A 15772-nucleotide genomic window follows, 5' to 3' on the forward strand; every position below is an offset into this window, starting at 1 on the left:
ATCAGTGCTCTCCCATCGCATGGATGAAGCGGCTCATACGTTTCAGCGCCATCAGCAGCATAATGGTCAGAATCAAACCGGCAATGCTGAGCGCAGCGGCAAACGGAAAATTCATTGAAGAGAAGCCCAGCTGATACACCATGGTTGCCACGGTGCTAACGCGTCCGCCACCGATCAGCTGCGGCGTTGCGAAAGCGCTGAACGTCCAGGCAAACGCCGTGGTCAGGCTGGAAACGATACCGGGAATCGACAGCGGAATCGTCACCGTCAACAAGGTCCGAATCGGCCCCGCGCCCAGGCTGGTGGCGGCTTTTTCATAATCGGGATTGATGTGCGACAGCGCAGTCGCCAGCATCATCACCATGATTGGCATGGTCACATGCACCAGCGCGACCACCACGCCGGTTTGGGTAAACATAAACTGGATCGGCTTGTTAATCAGACCCATTGCCAGCAGCAAGCTATTGAGGAAGCCGCTATTGCCCAGCACGATAATCCACGAATAAGTGCGTACCACTTCGCCAAGAAACAGCGGCGTAATGGCGATAATCAGAATGGTGGATTTGATCCAGGTGGTGCGCGTTCTCACCAGCGCATACGCCAGCGGATAGCTCATCAGCAGGCCAAAAATCGCGGTTTTGGCGCTGAGCATCACCGTGTTAATAAACGCATCGGCATAGATTTTCTTAAATAGCCCGTTAAAGTTCGCCAGCGTGAATCCACCCACATCGAGCGATCCGGGAATATAGGCCCGCACGCTAAACTGCATCACGGCAAACATGGCTACCACCAGCCCAATCGCCGTGAACGTAGCGGGGATAATGAACCAGGGTAAGAATGTCGGTTTTCTCGTCATAGACGTTGCTGCCTGAATAAAATGGTGCGACGAACCGGGCGGCGATAAGGCCGCCCCTATTTATTAATGTGACATGATGTTTTCAGAGAACCACTGACGCCACTCGGCAGTTTTTTCCGCCCGCAGTTGTGGATCGGTGTTGATGGTGGCATTCCACTGTTCTGGCGTAGTCAGCATGCCAGGCAGCTTCGCCAGTTCCGGATCGATATGCGCATTGGTCACCGTTGGGCTGCCGCGATAGATCTTCGCCACTTCCTGTTGGATTTCCGGTTTCAGCGCGATATTCATGAACTTGTAAGCCAGTTCCGCGTGCTTGGTGCCTTTGTTGATACCGACGGTATCGACGCCCAAAATCGCGCCCTCTTTGGGAATGGCCAGCTTAATGTTGACGCCTTCTGCAATCATGCTGTAGGCGTTCATCGACAGCATCACCTGCACCGGCGTTTCACCCGTGGAGATCAGCTGTTGGCTGTTGGCATCATCGGTATAGAAGGATTTGATGTTCGGGATCAACGCTTTCAGCTTGGCCTGACCTTGTTCCCAGTGCGCTGCATCAGTGCCAGAGAGTTTGGCGGAGACCGCGATGATATGGCTCGGATCCCAGTCTGGCAGTGCAATCGAGCTTTTCAGTTCTGGACGCCACAGATCGTTCCAGCTGGTGAATTCTTCGCCCTTCGGTACTAAATCTGGACGATAGCCGATGGTGTAAACGTAGCCCCATACGCCAAGGTGATACGGGCTGACTTTGGCCTGCTGCACCAGATTCACCGCGTTAGGGATTTTGCTCATGTCGAGCTTTTCAAACAGGCCGCTATTGGCATACAGATAACCGACATGCGCGGTAGTAAAGGTGACGTCGGTTTCCGGCGAGCCGCCCGCCAGCTTGGCTTTGTTTAAGCGATCGATGGTGCCGCCGGTGACGAACTGCACTTCTACACCGGTTTCTTTGGTGAACTCTTTGGCGATGGTTTGATCAATCAGATCTTTAAAGCTGCCGCCCCAGGTGCTGACAATCAGCTTATCTGCGGCCATCGCATTCCCTGCGCTCAATACACACGTGGTCAACAACGTTAAGGCACCAATCTTACGCAACATATTCTTGTCCCCAATGAATGAAATGGCTGTTGTAGCTGCTTTGCACCACCGTCTGGTCCATCGCGTCGCAATGCACTAAAACAGTGCGAAGGCGGCTCTCGGGTGTTGAAGCGATAATGCCGTTGCGGTGAGATTGGGTAAAACAGCATTTCCCTCGCTGTTGCATCAGAATTTCTGAGGCTAAAAAAGCGGCCTGCTTAGCAAGGATTTTCTTAAGCAGTGGTGAGGCAGAAGCGAATGGGCGCTGGCGCATGGACAGGTGATTATGCTGTGAGTCGGAATTTGGCATGAGAAATGCTTGAGCTAAATCGACACTATTAGAATGACTGACGCGACATGAGCGTGTCAGCGATCTCAGGAGAACCTGCATGCTCAGTCGCATCACCCAGCGTCAGCTGGAATATTTTGTCGCTTCCGGTGAAGCGGGCAGCATTATTGGCGCCTCGGAGCGTATTCACGTCTCCTCACCGTCGATTTCCGCAGCCATCACCCATATTGAGTCTGAGCTTGGCGTGCAGCTGTTTGTGCGTCACCACGCCCAGGGCGTTTCACTCACCGCAATCGGCCATCAGGTATTAAAAGAGGCCAAACTGATCCTCGAACAGATGTCGAATCTCTACACCATCGCATCGGAATCGATGAACAACGTACGCGGCCCGCTGCGCGTCGGTTGCCTCGATACGCTAGCGCCGATGTTGACGCCGGAATTGGTGTTTGGCTTTGGCCGCGCCTTTCCCGGCGTGCGCATCTCACTGGTGGAAGGCAATCATGAGTTACTGTTAAAACAGCTGCGCTCAGCCGATATCGATATCGCCCTCACCTATGATTTGGTGCCCGCCAGCGATGTCACTTTCCAGTCGCTGGCGCAACTGCCGCCTTACGTGATGGTGGGCGAGCATCATCCGTTCGCCACACAATCTGCGGTGTCGATCCAGGATCTGGCTGAAGTGCCGATGGTGCTACTGGATATGCCGTGGAGCCGGGAATATTTTCTTGGGCTGTTCAGCGAAGCCGGTGTCACGCCGAATGTGGTGATGCGATCCAGCAGTATGGAAACGGTACGTGCGATGGTGGCGAACGGTGTCGGTTTTGGTATCGCCAACGTGCGACCCAAAGCGCACTTGTCGCAGGATGGTAAACGCCTGATTCGCGTGCGGTTGGCGGGCGTTAACAAGGCGATGCAGTTGGGTTACGCCACCATGGCGCACGTGCAGCAATCCATGGTGGTGAGCGCCTTCGCCGAGCGTTGCCGCATGTTTATTTCCGACCAATATATTCCCGGCATGGCGGCACCGAGTTATTTCGATCCGCAAGTGGTGCGGGTGGCGTGAGGATAAGCCGTTAGCACTCAGTTGCTGAACAGCTGAGCAGCATGCTGGCACTGAGAAGGTTCCGCCCGCCAGAAATTGGGCAGTTTCAGCATCCGCGATGCGGCGTACGGGCAAAGGGCCAAATGGCGTGGCCCTTTGCAATCCGCGCCTTGCGCCGTCCTCGCTGTTCCCTCGCTCATCCCTCCGTCCGACGGACCACGCGGATTCGCCATCCATGGCTCATGCCGCGCTTTCGCCGACATCGTGTCGGCTCATCCTGGCCGTCACTCTTCACTCGGCGCTGCGGATGACGCCCACAAACCTCGCCTGTAAGAGTCTTTTCTGAATTAAAAACAGCATGGTCTGTAGAGATTTTGTTCGGAGAGATATTTCGTGGGTGCGCATTTTTGCGCACTTGGTCACCATGAATGGCGACCAACGGCTGAAGCGAAGGTGTGTTTATGAAACGCAAATTGTTGCAGCGCGGCTGTTGAGGCGACATCCCATCACGCTGAACGAAAGAGTGATGCCAGGGCGAGCCGCATGGATGCGGCGAGAGGTGGCGCTGAGCAGGAGCGAATCGCCGCCGGTCCGTCAGGCAGAATGAGTGAGTGAAGGCACCGCGCAGCGGCGGGATGGGCTGGCGCAAGGCGCGGGAGTGCAGAGGGGCGCGCCATCGCCCCTCTGCTCGGTCGCCGCACGGCGTCACTGCAACTTCCCAAGCATTGGCGAACGAAAGTCGCAGTATTTAAACAAATGTCGCTCAAACTTTGACGTTAGTATCCTTGCTGCGGATAAACGCGATTTAAAACGGGTTCGCCGCGCGCGGCGCGCTGGATATTTTCGGCAACCTGTGGTGCGGCGCTGGCGGGAATGGCGACCGACGCCAGATGCGGCGTAATCAATACATTATCCATCGCCCACAATGCATCTTCCGGCGGCAACGGTTCGCGGTCGAATACATCCAGGGTGGCTTGACCAATATCCCCACGCTGCAATGCCTGTGTTAACGCCACCTGATCGACAATCGCCCCGCGCGACACATTGATAAACGCGCTGCCGGATGGTAAGCGAGCCAGACGTTCAGCACTCAGCAATCCCTGGGTTTGCGGCGTGAGTGGCAGCATCACCACCAAAATATCGCTGCTGGCGAGGAAATCATCCAGCACGTCAATTCCGCTGCTACAGGTAATGCCTTCGATGGTTTTCTGCGATCGCGACCAGCCACGCACATCCAAGCCCTGACGCGCCAGCTCCTGCGCGGCGTGCGCGCCCAGTTCACCCAATCCCAGCACGCCAACGCGCACGGTTTCCGGCGAACTTGGATGCAGGTAATGCCAGCGCCGTTCACGTTGTGCCCGCTCAAACGCCGGAATGTCACGCACATAGCGCAGCACGGCAAAGAGCACGAAGCCGGCCATCATGCGCGCCATATGCGGGTCAGACAAACGAACAATCGGGATATCCGGCAAATCATCGCGTCCGACCAGCGAATCAACGCCCGCCCCCAAATTCACCAACAGTTTCAGGTTACGGTACGCAGCAAAAAAGCCGTGGGGCGGCTTCCACACCAGCGCGAAATGCACCTCATCAACTTTTTGCACCTCTTCTGCCCGACAGATATTCACGCCTGGCAGATGCGGCGCGAGCAACGCTGACCACTGATCAAAGCTGTCGAACTCGCTGTAAAACACCAGGGTACTCATGCCGCATGCGCCTTGATCAACTCGACTACCGCATCAATCGCCAGTTCGTAACCGATTACGCCCAAGCCGGCGATTACGCCGGTGGCGGCTTTCGATACCATTGAGTGATGGCGGAACGGCTCGCGCTTCCAGATGTTGCTCATGTGCGCTTCGATGATCGGGCCATCAAACATCAGCAACGCATCGAGAATCGGCACCGAACTGTAGGTTAAACCGGCGGCGTTGATGATCAATCCGGCGGCCTGCTGACGCGCTTCCTGAATCCAATCAACCAACACGCCTTCGTGATTGCTCTGGCGGAATTGCAGCGTGACGTTGTGCGCGGCCGCCCGGCGCTGGCAGCGTTCACCGATGCTGGCAAAGCTTTCTGTGCCGTAGGTGCCGCTTTTGTCCATGCCATACAGGTTGGCGTTTGGGCCGTTGAGGAAATAGATTTGCTGATTCATGTGAGTTCCTGAGTCGCTATGCGGTGGTCACCATAAATGGCGACCCTACAAATGTTCTGTGCGATTTTCTGGTCACCATAAATGGCGACCGAATTACGATTAACGGCAATCAATGCGGGCGCGTACTGGCCATTGCTGAATGGGCATCGATCACGGCAAACCAGGCAGCGGTTTGCGGATGATCTGCACGCCAGTTAAGGACTTCGAAGCGGAAATCGAGATAACCCAGCGCGCACCCAATGGCGATCAAACCCAGGTCATTCGGCTGCGAGCTAAAACTGGCGACCTGACGTTCGATTTCCCGCAACGCGGCGCTGACTTTCTTCAGTTGTCCGTCGGCCCAACCTTGCCACTGTTTTTCCACAGGCCGCGCGCTAAATTCGTAGCGCGCCAGCAAGGCGGCATCGATCAATCCATCGCCCAACGCCTGGCGCGACAAACTCAACCAGCGCGCGTCGCCGTGCGGCGGGATTAAATCACCTTGCGCGCGGGCATTGAGGTATTCGCAAATCACGCGGCTGTCGTACAGACATAACCCTTCTTCGGTGCGCAGCGCCGGCACTTTGGCTAACGGATTAACGATGGCAATGCGCTCATCACGTTCAATCGGATGCGCCGCTGAATCTAACAGCTCAATCTCATTCGTCAGCCCAAGACAATGTGCGGTGACCATCACTTTGCGCACATAGGCGGACGTAGTGGCGTAAAACAGTTGCATCATGCCAGCGCTCCCGGCTGATCCACGCTGAGCAGCACTTTGCCAATGTTGGCGTTGGCTTCGAGGATACGATGCGCGTCCGCCGCCTGCGCCAGCGGCAAAACTTGATGCAGCGTGGGGACGATTTTTCCTGCAGCGATGAGCGGCAGCAGATGTTTGCGGATGCACTCAGCCAGGCGCGCCTTTTCAGCAGCGCTTTTGGGACGCAGCGTGGAAGAGGTCAAACGCAATCCTTTACGCATCACCAACTGCAGATCGAGTTCGATCTTCGCGCCCTGCATAAATGACAAACTCACATGACGTCCGCCCTGCGCTAACACGCTAAGATTACGCGCCACGTAATCACCGCCGACGTTATCCTGCACCACATCCACGCCTCGACCTGCGGTTTCCGCCGCAATCACCGCGACAAAATCCTCTTTAAAGCGATCAATGGCGCGCCAGACGCCAAGCTGTTGCAGTGCCGCAATTTTGTCGGCACCGCCTGCGGTGGCAATCACCCGCGCACCACAGGCTTGTGCGCATTGGATGGCAAAAGTGCCAACGCCGCTAGCGGCACCGTGAATCAGCACCGTTTCGCCGGGTGCTAAGCGCCCCAGCTCAAACAGGTTGTGCCACACGGTAAACGCCGCTTCGGGCACGCCTGCGGCATGCGCCAACGGCAGATTATCGGGCACCGGCAAACACAGCTCAGCGCGCGCTACGCAATACTCGGCATAACCGCCACCGTTGAGCAGCGCCATCACCGCATCACCGATGGCGAAGCCAATTACGTCGGCACCCAACGCCACCACTTCACCTGCCACTTCCAGACCTAACACATCTGAGCAGCCCGGCGGAATGGGCATGCCGTTGCGCTGCATAATATCCGGACGATTAACGCCCGCGCTGGCGACACGAATCAGCACTTCACCCGCCGCTGGTTGCGGCACGGCTCGTTCAACAACCGTTAAAACCTCTGCGCCGCCCGGTTGGCTGGCTATTACCGCTTTCATCATTTCAGGCAACATCAGATCTTATCCCTGCTTAGGGTGGTAAAGGCGCAAACGCCTTCATCATCAAAGGTGATTCCCACGACGCTACCAACCGGCCAGCGCGTCAGGGAATCGAGACCAGACTGGCGCGCAAACAGCGATGCGCTGCCGAGCGCCGGCACATCAAGATGCACATCCACGTGATCGCCCTGAAACACATGGGTGATCACCGTGGCGCTCAGGAAGGCGTGCGAAGACAGCGGCCCCAACTGAATGTTCTCGGGACGCACGTACACATCCAGACGCTCGCCAACATTCGCCTGCACACGTTCTGCTGGCAGACGCAGCACGTTGCCACCCAGCTCAAGCACCGCCGCGTGATCGCGCCCGGCATAACGTCCCGGAAGAATATTGACGTCACCGACAAAGCCCGCCACAAAGGGATCGCGCGGCTGGCGATAGATCTCATCCGGCGTACCGATTTGGCGCACATGTCCCGCCGACATCACCACCACACGATCGCTCATGCTCAGTGCTTCACCTTGATCGTGGGTGACAAACACCGTGGTGACGCCCAATTTGCGCTGGATCGCTTTCAGTTCGACCTGCATTGATAAACGCAGATTTTTATCCAGCGCCGAAAACGGCTCATCCAGCAACAACACTTTGGGCCGGATCACCAGCGCACGCGCCAGCGCCACGCGCTGCTGTTGTCCGCCGGAGAGTTCACGTGGTTTGCGATGGCCGTAACCCGCCAATTTGACCAAGGCTAATGCTTGCTCAACGCGCTCGGCGATTTCGGCCTTTGGCACGCCACGCATACGCAGGCCGTACCCGACGTTTTTCTCCACCGTCATGTGCGGGAACAGCGCGTAGTTTTGGAATACGATGCCGATTTCACGTTGATACGGCGGAATCTCGGTCACCAGATCGCCATCAATAAAGATTTCGCCACCGTCGGCTTCAGCAAAGCCGGCCATCAGGTTTAGCAGCGTGGTTTTGCCGCAGCCCGACGGGCCGAGCAGCGTAATAAATTCCCCTTCTTCAATGGTCAGGGAAATTTTGTGCAGCGCGATAGCGTCGCCAAATTTTTTCAGCACGCCATCTAACTGCACGGCGACGTTACTGGCTTTCACTGCCAGATGCGGCATGTCGGGCTGCGGGAATCGGGTAACTTCTGCACTGACCATGAACTCTCCAAAACTGTTTTGCGTGACAATGTCACAGAAATTATTGACTCATCCATGCGGCTAAGCGTTGCAACATGGCGTCACAGGCTTCCAACTGCGCGATGCTGATGAATTCGTCCGGTTTATGTCCTTGCGCCATGCTGCCCGGCCCGCAAATCACGCTGGGAATACCGGCCTGATGGAATAAGCCGCCTTCGGTGCCAAATGCCACGGTGCTGAAGTCGCTGGATTGGGTTAAATAGGCGATCAGTCGCGCGGCCTCACTTTGGGCATCGGTCAATAATCCTGGATAGCCGCTAATCGGATAAAAATGGATCGCGCTGTCCGCTGCGATGGCCTGCATGCGCGGCAACAGTTCTGCTTGTGCGAACGCCTCGAGCTCAGCGGCGATGGCTTGCGCATCATCCTGCGGCAAGGTACGCACTTCAAAATCAAAGGCGCATTCGGCGGGCACAATGTTCAATGCGCGGCCGCCGCTGATGATGCCGGTTTGTACGGTGGTAAACGGCGGATCAAAACGAGAATCCCGATGTTGTGCCATCCGCTCGCCCATCGCCGTTAACTGCTGAATCAATCTCGCGGCATATTCGATGGCATTAACGCCCTGCGGCGCATAGGCCGAATGGCAAGCCGCACCCTTCACTTCACAGCGCACGCCCAATTTGCCCTTATGACCCAGCACTGGTTGCAGTTCGGTAGGTTCACCAATCAGGCAGATAGCCGGTTTTTCCGCACGCTGCGCCAGCGCCTCCAGCAAGGTGCGCACGCCAAGGCAGCCGACTTCTTCGTCGTAGGAGATCGCCAAATGCAACGGCTGTGTCAGCGGTTGCGCCAGAAAGTGGGGCACTGCCGCCAGCATGCAGGCGATGTAGCCTTTCATATCGGCGGTGCCGCGCCCGTATAACTTGCCGTCACGTTCGGTGAGAGCAAACGGCGGCACGCTCCAGTTTTGTCCATCCACCGGCACCACATCGCTGTGGCCAGAAAGCATCACACCGCCATCGCCAGCTGGCCCAAGACGCGCATACAAATTGGCTTTACTGCGTTCCGCGTTGTGGATTAGCTCACAGCTGACACCCAAATCACTCAGGTAACGCCAGACGAAATCGATCAATGCCAGGTTGGATTCACGGCTGGTGGTGTCAAACGCCACCAGCTTTTCAAGCAGTTGTCGGCTGGTAAACATAGGAACTCCTACTCATCGCCCGGCACGCCGTAACTGGGTGCCTGCGTTGGATCGATGGCGCGCGTCACGTAATCGTTCATTTGTGGCTGATAGGCCAGCCACAGCTGGTCGAGTTCGCTAATCGGATCGCCATCCGTCCAGTCAACACGCAGATCGACAATCGGCCATACCTGATCATCAACGATCGACAATGCTGAGGAGTGCACCGGCCCCGCTTCGCCGCCGGCCTGCATGCCCGCTTGCATCGCCGCGATTAAGCGCTCGGCTAAATGCCCGGAATGCTGCTCAAAGGCGCTAACCATCGCCGGAATCACCGCAGGGTTAGCCAGCAGATTGCCCGCCGCAACACAATGATGACCGGTTTGCGCGTTATTGATTCCCAAGGTTTTATCACCGCTAAAGCAGGCCGTTTGGCCATTCGCAGCTAACACCGTAACCTGGCGATAATGGTGATAATCATCGCTGGCTAAACCGGCTTTGAGCGCGGCTTCTGCGCTGTCGCCTTGTTGCAGGCGATCAAGAATGCGCGGACCTAACGCCGGTAAAGTGATGTTTTGGGTTGATACTGCACCCACCGCTGAGCGTAGCCATGGGCAACGTGCGCCCACCGCAATGCTGGATGAGCTAATGGCAATGCCGATTTGGCCGGTTTCGTCGCAGCGTCCCACAATGGATAACGTCATCGTCGCCTGCCTCTTATTCCGCTTGCCAATCGTCTGGAATAACCGCGATCACATCGATTTCCATCAACCATTGCGGCTGACCTAAACCGGAAATCACCAAGCCGGTGGAGATCGGGAACACGCCTTTCAGCCATTTGCCGACCACCTGATACACCGGCTCGCGATAACGTGGGTCAATGATGTAAGTGGTGGTTTTGACGATGTGCGTCAAGTCGCTGCCCGCTTCTTCCAATAGCTGTTTTACGTTCTTCATCGCCTGCTCGGCTTGCGCGGCGGGATCGCCTAAACCCACCAGATTGCCCGCAAAGTCGGTGCCAATCTGCCCACGGACATACACGGTGTTGCCCGCGCGCACCGCCTGACAGAGATCGTTATCCAGTGCCTGATTGGGATAGGTTTTTTTGGTGTTGAATTTACGGATGCGAGTATGTGTGGTCATGCTTGCCTGCTATGCGAAAAGGATTTGCGCAAGGTATACCTTCCAATGCATGGCAGCGAAAACAGCATTAACCGAGGTGTTGCTTTAGAAAATCCGAAGGTGCTCACGGAGATGATTTTTAGCATTAAATTGTGACCATCATCACCAGTCGCCTAACTGACGTTTACCGGACGCGCGTTCTGAGGTATACCACCCTCCTTCTTCACCTAACTCTCAGATAAGGATAAAAAAATGTTTACAAAGCAGTATGAGGTTGATGAAAAACATATTGATTTTCAGGGCGTGGTCGATGGCCTCTACTATCCGTTTTATATGGAGTGGACGCGCCATGCTTATATGCGTGAAGCCCTGGGTATCGATATGGAAGAAGAGTTTAAGCAGGGCAAAATTTACATGGTGCTGGAGTATTCCCTGCGCTTTCGTAAGAGCCTGGTGAAAGGTGACAAGGTTGAAGTGACCTGCGTGCTGGCGAAGAATGAGAAGCGCAATCGCGTCAATTTTGTGCAGCAGATTCTGGTCAACGGCGTGGTGTATGCCGATGCGACTTTTGTTGCCACCTGCCTGCAGAATGGACGCCCTTCCATGCCTGATGCGGTGATGAATGCGTTAGCGGATGCGTGATGCGGTTTTGGTAAGGGTCGCCATGAATGGCGACCCTACGTACATTTAGGCATAGAGTTCGGCTTTACCCACTGAAGAGAACAACCGCATCTTGTGCGCGACCACCTCTTTAGCGGCGGCAATCGGTTTCAGGAACAATTCACTCGGTTCATGCCCACCGCGCTTAATCTCATCTTCCAGCATGACAAAAAAGGCTTTCTTCATATCGCTGGATATATTGATTTTACTGACACCATGTTGAATGGCTTCGGCAACTTCGCTGTCTTTATTACCGGAACCGCCATGCAGTACCAGCGGAATATCCACGCGTGCGGCAATTTCTTTCAAACGAGGAATATCCAGCTTCGGTTGTTTGCCAGCTGGATAAAGCCCGTGCGATGTGCCAATAGCAACCGCTAAGGTATCGACGCCGGTCTCTTTGACAAAACGTTCCGCCTGATCGGGATCGGTAAAGAGGATTTCGCTGTGCCCGCCTTCCGCACTCCCTTCAGCAACGCCAATGGTGCCTAACTCCGCTTCCACCGACACATCCGCAGCGTGAGCGATTTCCGTCATTTTACGCGTCAGCGCAATATTCTCTTCAAATGGCAATAAGGAGGCATCAATCATCACCGAGGTGTAGCCGGTTTGTATGGCCTTAATATTGTGCTCCAGCGACTGTCCGTGATCCTGATGAATCACCACCGGCACGCTGGCTTTAGCGCCTAACTCACGCAGATAAACAATAAAAGCATCACCCACGAAATCATGTTCTACCGGGTGTACTTCCAGAATAACCGGTGATTTAAGTTCTTCCGCCACTTCAATTACCAGACGAGCAAACTCAGCGGAGGCGATATTAAAAGCACCGACACCAAACTTATTATTCTTAGCCACGCTCAAAAGATTCTTCATGTTGATTAACATCATTCACTCCTTCGGTAAGGGTTTCATTTACGTCTTTCTTAATAAATCGCAGGATCACCGCGGTAAATACCGCACCCGCAGCAATCGCAAACATATAGGCCAATACATGCGTAATCACATTGGGTATAAACAGGACGAACACGCCGCCGTGCGGTGCGCGAGAAGCGCAACCTAGCGCCATGGAGAGCGCCCCCGCCAAGCCTGAACCGGCACAAATTGCGGGAATGACACGTAACGGATCCGCAACCGCATAGGGAATTGCGCCTTCAGTGATAAATGACAGCCCTAATACATAGGTGACTTTGCCGGTTTCGCGCTCTTGTGCGGTGAATTTGCGGCCAAACAGTGTGGTAGCCAGCGCAATGCCTAATGGCGGAACCATTCCAGCCGCCATACAAGCGGCGATAGGTTCATAAATGCCGGTGGACATTAATCCGATGGCAAACATGCACACGGTTTTATTTAACGGGCCGCCCATGTCAAATGCGACCATTACGCCAATCATCAACCCCATAATGGCGGCATTCATATTGCCCATGCTTTGCAGGAATGAGGTCAGCGCTTCAAGCAACATTCTGATTGGCTGACCGATAACTAAAATCATTAATGCGCCGGTTAATAACACCGTCAGCAGTGGCACAATCAGAATCGGTTTTAAACCCGCAATCGCCTTGGGCAGATGGATATATTTTACTACCAGCAGCGTGATATAACCGGCGAGGAAGCCAGCAAATAGCGCCCCAAGAAAACCCGCACCGGTGTGCACCGCGAGCATGCCGCCGACCGCACCAGACACAATACCCAGATTACCACTGATTGATTTACTGATGCCGAGCGACAGAATCGGCAACATCAGCGCAAAAGCCGCACCGCCACCGATGTCAGACAACATTTTTGCAATCGGACTGAAATTCGCATCGCCCGGTGTTGCTGCATTAATACCAAAGGAAAAGCTGAGAGCAATTAATATGCCTCCGGCTATCACAAACGGAATCATCAGATTCACGCCGGTAATCAGATGAATATAGAGCTGCGACAACGTGGATTTTCCGCTGGCCTGCGCCTCGTTTTCATCTATGTTTAACGCTTCATTGTTGCTGCTTATCTCCGGTTTTAGCGCGCCACTCATGATATTGCTTAATAATCCGCTGGCATCTTTCGCCGCGCGCGCCACCGGTACTTTGAAAATACGTTTTCCTTTAAATCGGCGTAGGTCGATGACTTTATCTGCAGCGATCAATACCGCATCCGCCTGGCTAATATCATCCTGAGTGAAGTGATATTCACTCTCCACCGCGCCGTGGGTTTCAACTACAATGTCGATGCCCATCTTAGCTGCACTTTTTTTCAGATTGGCTTCTGCAATGTAAGTGTGGGCGACGCCTGTCGGACAGGCGGTAATAGCGATCAGTTTCATTATAAACTCCAGGTAAAAAGTTTATACTCCGGTATTATTGACGATTAACCGATACAACTCTTCGTTAGTTTTGGCATTAATTAATCGCTCAACAATTTCATCATCACCCAATGCCACAGACACACGGGCTAATACTTTAATATGACCAATGCCGCTATCGGCATTGCGTACCGCAAATAAAATCACCAACTTTACCGCTACGTCCTCTTCGGTTTCCCAGTCAACCGGCGTGCGTAAATTAGCCACCGCCATGCGGGTTTCATTCACTGCCACCGATTTACCATGTGGTATCGCCACCTGATTATCAAAACCGGTTGGCCCCAGCGCTTCTCGCGCAATCACATCCTGAATAAATAAGGCTTTATCGTTAATAATATTCTCAGCATAGAGTAGCGAAGATAATGCCTCTATCACCTCAATTTTATTACTCGCGACTAAATCAGTAACCACACATGAGCGGGTTAAAATATCTGATACGATGACTTTATCCAGCATGGTGTTTCTCCTTCATATTTTCATCAGAAAAAAGTCTTTCTGAAACTCTCGCAATATCTTTTTTAGAGAAAATTGCCGAGACATAGGCAACCGGTAACTCAACATCCTCTAACTTGATGGTTGAGATAATTAAATCGCACTCTTTCATTTCAAGTGTGTGTGTGAGCTGACTGCCGGGTACGATGGCAATAATTTCCCATTCGGGAAACGCACGATTAATACGGCTGGATAACAACTGCGATGTTCCTACACCACTGGAGCAAACGATAATGATCTTCTTAGCAGCACGGAATTTATCCAGCGCGGTTTGTAAGTAAATCGTTAGATAAGCCACTTCATCATCAGAGATATCCGCATAGCCATATTTTTGATTAATACGATCTGCCGCCTTTTTCACCGCATTAAAAGCGCTACTCAGCTCACTTTTAATTTCATCCAACAATGGATTATGGATAGCGATGCCATAGGCGAGTCGGTTGAGCATCGGCTTAATATGCTGAGCCAAATCGTGACGCAATTTCTTATCCAGGCTAAGGTCAAGGCCCAGATCCTCGGATGATTCACGAATAAGTCTCTCGGCGTAGCGATCGGACTCGCTGTTGAGTGGTAGCGGAAGGCTATCAACTGGCGTCAACGTATGGCGGCCTGATGAAATCAGATATTGGTAGATATAACTCACTTCAATCGCCGGTAAGGTAATTCGGTACTCATCCTGCAACCAACTGACGGCTTTCTCGGCAATCGTCCACTCTTTGCCCTCATGTCGCGCATAAGTTTGTACATCCGATTGCGCCGCAAGACCCGCCGCGCGTCGAATCATCACCAGCAGATGTGAAAAGAGATTGGTGTAATAAGGCTCACTGATTGCACAAGTAAATTCATCTTCAATTAAGCCAATGAGCGAGATGCAATTATCTACATTCACCTTGCCAAATTGATCGACTAATTTGGTTCTGGAGAAACGGTCAATTCGGCTATCCGCCGTTTGATAATGACTCAATACGCTTACGGTGATGATATCTTTTAGCGCCATGCGAATATCCAGATCGTTACCTTGAATGTAAGTGCCGGAATGGTCGCGAATCAACGTCAAAGCGAATGTAGCCAGCCAGGCCTCGACCTTCTTTAAATCTTCCACAATTGAAGATCGGCTGACAAAAAATTTCTCCGACAACGCGCTAAGTGACAATGGCGCAGGTGATTGCGTCAATAAATCAGTGGTAATACCGACTAAGCGTTTAGTACTTAATATTTCATGGTGCTGTTCAGAGACAGCTGATGTGCCGCGCGAGAAAACCGATCCGCCATCTAAGCGCAAACCCAATCCCGGCTTGCTGATGATGCGACGTTGATTGTCAGAACAAAATTCATTGATAACTTCAATATCTCTTCGCAGCGTACTGACAGAAATGTCGAGAGATTCGGCAACCCGATTCGCCGGAACCCAATCATTCTCTGTGATCAGAAAATCAATAATTCCGTTTTGTCGTTGGTTCAGTGCTGTCATTCTTGACGCCCTTGGTTGTTTTTCACCGTTACCCACCATGGATACGTTTATACGAGAGATAAGTAACGAGGAAAATACTAAATGATGGGCAGAAGATGGACATATCGTTGAACACTTAAACTCAACTAATATAGGAACGTGGATTTAAACTCTACGGGAGGTTAATTCGTTATTATTATAGGTGGAGTTATTTTGACGCAGCCATCAATTTTCCACATAAGCG

The 15772-nt window shown here is 53.4% G+C and carries 17 protein-coding genes; 2 read left to right on the forward strand and 15 right to left on the reverse strand.

Annotation, left to right across the window (positions count from 1 at the left end; genetic code table 11):
* Position 1 precedes the first annotated feature (1 nt).
* The 3 genes from NR302_RS22100 to NR302_RS22110 all read right to left on the reverse strand — a co-directional run bounded on the left by NR302_RS22100 (position 2) and on the right by NR302_RS22110 (position 2240).
* Entirely contained in the window at positions 2 to 856 is an 855-nt protein-coding gene (locus NR302_RS22100) for an ABC transporter permease (RefSeq protein WP_258145295.1), read from the reverse strand.
* Between the two features lie 63 nt (positions 857 to 919).
* Positions 920 to 1951 (reverse strand): polyamine ABC transporter substrate-binding protein, encoded by a 1032-nt coding sequence (locus NR302_RS22105; RefSeq protein ID WP_008106832.1) that lies wholly within the window; start codon positions 1949 to 1951, stop codon positions 920 to 922.
* Entirely contained in the window at positions 1941 to 2240 is a 300-nt protein-coding gene (locus NR302_RS22110) for a hypothetical protein (RefSeq protein ID WP_258145296.1), read from the reverse strand. The genes NR302_RS22105 and NR302_RS22110 overlap by 11 nt, the downstream gene beginning before the upstream one ends.
* Positions 2241 to 2319: 79 nt before the next feature.
* On the opposite strand from NR302_RS22110, the gene NR302_RS22115 reads away from it, so the two are divergent.
* Positions 2320 to 3282: a LysR family transcriptional regulator gene (locus NR302_RS22115; protein WP_008106834.1), complete on the forward strand. Its 963-nt coding sequence runs from the start codon at positions 2320 to 2322 to the stop codon at positions 3280 to 3282.
* A gap of 755 nt (positions 3283 to 4037) precedes the next feature.
* Here NR302_RS22115 and NR302_RS22120 read toward each other — a convergent pair.
* From NR302_RS22120 to NR302_RS22155, 8 genes are all read right to left on the reverse strand, one after another.
* A complete protein-coding gene (locus NR302_RS22120) occupies positions 4038 to 4967 on the reverse strand; it encodes a glyoxylate/hydroxypyruvate reductase A (RefSeq protein ID WP_258145297.1) in 930 nt (309 codons plus the stop codon).
* Positions 4964 to 5413, reverse strand: a complete 450-nt coding sequence (locus tag NR302_RS22125) for a type II 3-dehydroquinate dehydratase (protein WP_258145298.1) — start codon at positions 5411 to 5413, stop codon at positions 4964 to 4966. Before NR302_RS22125 ends, NR302_RS22120 begins: the two co-directional genes overlap by 4 nt.
* A gap of 109 nt (positions 5414 to 5522) precedes the next feature.
* Positions 5523 to 6134, reverse strand: coding sequence for a glutathione S-transferase family protein (locus NR302_RS22130; protein ID WP_258145299.1), 612 nt, complete (start codon positions 6132 to 6134; stop codon positions 5523 to 5525).
* A complete protein-coding gene (locus NR302_RS22135; protein ID WP_258145300.1) occupies positions 6131 to 7141 on the reverse strand; it encodes an NAD(P)H-quinone oxidoreductase in 1011 nt (336 codons plus the stop codon). The genes NR302_RS22130 and NR302_RS22135 overlap by 4 nt, the downstream gene beginning before the upstream one ends.
* On the reverse strand, positions 7141 to 8295 hold the full coding sequence (locus tag NR302_RS22140; protein ID WP_258145301.1) for an ABC transporter ATP-binding protein: 1155 nt from the start codon (positions 8293 to 8295) through the stop codon (positions 7141 to 7143). The genes NR302_RS22135 and NR302_RS22140 overlap by 1 nt, the downstream gene beginning before the upstream one ends.
* A gap of 40 nt (positions 8296 to 8335) precedes the next feature.
* On the reverse strand, positions 8336 to 9481 hold the full coding sequence (gene argE, locus NR302_RS22145; RefSeq protein ID WP_258145302.1) for an acetylornithine deacetylase: 1146 nt from the start codon (positions 9479 to 9481) through the stop codon (positions 8336 to 8338).
* A gap of 8 nt (positions 9482 to 9489) precedes the next feature.
* The gene (locus tag NR302_RS22150; protein ID WP_258145303.1) at positions 9490 to 10164 is read right to left on the reverse strand and encodes a DUF1028 domain-containing protein; all 675 of its coding nucleotides are present in this window, start codon (positions 10162 to 10164) and stop codon (positions 9490 to 9492) included.
* 13 nt (positions 10165 to 10177) lie between these two features.
* Positions 10178 to 10603 (reverse strand): RidA family protein, encoded by a 426-nt coding sequence (locus tag NR302_RS22155; RefSeq protein ID WP_258145304.1) that lies wholly within the window; start codon positions 10601 to 10603, stop codon positions 10178 to 10180.
* Between the two features lie 231 nt (positions 10604 to 10834).
* Between NR302_RS22155 and NR302_RS22160 the strand changes: the two genes are divergently transcribed.
* Positions 10835 to 11224, forward strand: coding sequence for a thioesterase family protein (locus NR302_RS22160; RefSeq protein ID WP_154191163.1), 390 nt, complete (start codon positions 10835 to 10837; stop codon positions 11222 to 11224).
* A gap of 45 nt (positions 11225 to 11269) precedes the next feature.
* Here NR302_RS22160 and NR302_RS22165 read toward each other — a convergent pair whose 3' ends face one another.
* Genes NR302_RS22165 through NR302_RS22180 form a run of 4 tightly spaced genes read right to left on the reverse strand, consistent with a single transcriptional unit; the run spans position 11270 to position 15549 of the window.
* A complete protein-coding gene (locus tag NR302_RS22165) occupies positions 11270 to 12130 on the reverse strand; it encodes a ketose-bisphosphate aldolase (protein WP_061719233.1) in 861 nt (286 codons plus the stop codon).
* Complete coding sequence (locus NR302_RS22170) at positions 12093 to 13547, reverse strand: PTS fructose transporter subunit IIC (protein WP_258145305.1); 1455 nt, start codon at positions 13545 to 13547, stop codon at positions 12093 to 12095. Before NR302_RS22170 ends, NR302_RS22165 begins: the two co-directional genes overlap by 38 nt.
* 21 nt (positions 13548 to 13568) lie before the next feature.
* The gene (locus NR302_RS22175; RefSeq protein ID WP_258145306.1) at positions 13569 to 14042 is read right to left on the reverse strand and encodes a PTS sugar transporter subunit IIA; all 474 of its coding nucleotides are present in this window, start codon (positions 14040 to 14042) and stop codon (positions 13569 to 13571) included.
* On the reverse strand, positions 14032 to 15549 hold the full coding sequence (locus NR302_RS22180; RefSeq protein ID WP_258145307.1) for a transcription antiterminator: 1518 nt from the start codon (positions 15547 to 15549) through the stop codon (positions 14032 to 14034). The genes NR302_RS22175 and NR302_RS22180 overlap by 11 nt, the downstream gene beginning before the upstream one ends.
* Positions 15550 to 15772 lie beyond the last annotated feature (223 nt).

It is taken from the genome of Pantoea sp. SOD02, assembly GCF_024707505.1.
Classification (GTDB): Bacteria; Pseudomonadota; Gammaproteobacteria; order Enterobacterales; family Enterobacteriaceae; genus Pantoea; species Pantoea symbiotica.

Bases quoted from the DNA above. Each gene is read 5' to 3' on its own strand.
- argE (WP_258145302.1), bottom strand. From the start codon at position 9,481: ATGTTTACCAGCCGACAACTGCTTGAAAAGCTGGTGGCGTTTGACACC.
- NR302_RS22180 (WP_258145307.1), bottom strand. From the start codon at position 15,549: ATGACAGCACTGAACCAACGACAAAACGGAATTATTGATTTTCTGATC.
- NR302_RS22125 (WP_258145298.1), bottom strand. From the start codon at position 5,413: ATGAATCAGCAAATCTATTTCCTCAACGGCCCAAACGCCAACCTGTAT.
- NR302_RS22105 (WP_008106832.1), bottom strand. From the start codon at position 1,951: ATGTTGCGTAAGATTGGTGCCTTAACGTTGTTGACCACGTGTGTATTG.
- NR302_RS22175 (WP_258145306.1), bottom strand. From the start codon at position 14,042: ATGCTGGATAAAGTCATCGTATCAGATATTTTAACCCGCTCATGTGTG.
- NR302_RS22160 (WP_154191163.1), top strand. From the start codon at position 10,835: ATGTTTACAAAGCAGTATGAGGTTGATGAAAAACATATTGATTTTCAG.
- NR302_RS22115 (WP_008106834.1), top strand. From the start codon at position 2,320: ATGCTCAGTCGCATCACCCAGCGTCAGCTGGAATATTTTGTCGCTTCC.
- NR302_RS22165 (WP_061719233.1), bottom strand. From the start codon at position 12,130: ATGTTAATCAACATGAAGAATCTTTTGAGCGTGGCTAAGAATAATAAG.
- NR302_RS22155 (WP_258145304.1), bottom strand. From the start codon at position 10,603: ATGACCACACATACTCGCATCCGTAAATTCAACACCAAAAAAACCTAT.
- NR302_RS22100 (WP_258145295.1), bottom strand. From the start codon at position 856: ATGACGAGAAAACCGACATTCTTACCCTGGTTCATTATCCCCGCTACG.
- NR302_RS22110 (WP_258145296.1), bottom strand. From the start codon at position 2,240: ATGCCAAATTCCGACTCACAGCATAATCACCTGTCCATGCGCCAGCGC.
- NR302_RS22135 (WP_258145300.1), bottom strand. From the start codon at position 7,141: ATGTTGCCTGAAATGATGAAAGCGGTAATAGCCAGCCAACCGGGCGGC.
- NR302_RS22150 (WP_258145303.1), bottom strand. From the start codon at position 10,164: ATGACGTTATCCATTGTGGGACGCTGCGACGAAACCGGCCAAATCGGC.
- NR302_RS22120 (WP_258145297.1), bottom strand. From the start codon at position 4,967: ATGAGTACCCTGGTGTTTTACAGCGAGTTCGACAGCTTTGATCAGTGG.
- NR302_RS22170 (WP_258145305.1), bottom strand. From the start codon at position 13,547: ATGAAACTGATCGCTATTACCGCCTGTCCGACAGGCGTCGCCCACACT.
- NR302_RS22140 (WP_258145301.1), bottom strand. From the start codon at position 8,295: ATGGTCAGTGCAGAAGTTACCCGATTCCCGCAGCCCGACATGCCGCAT.
- NR302_RS22130 (WP_258145299.1), bottom strand. From the start codon at position 6,134: ATGATGCAACTGTTTTACGCCACTACGTCCGCCTATGTGCGCAAAGTG.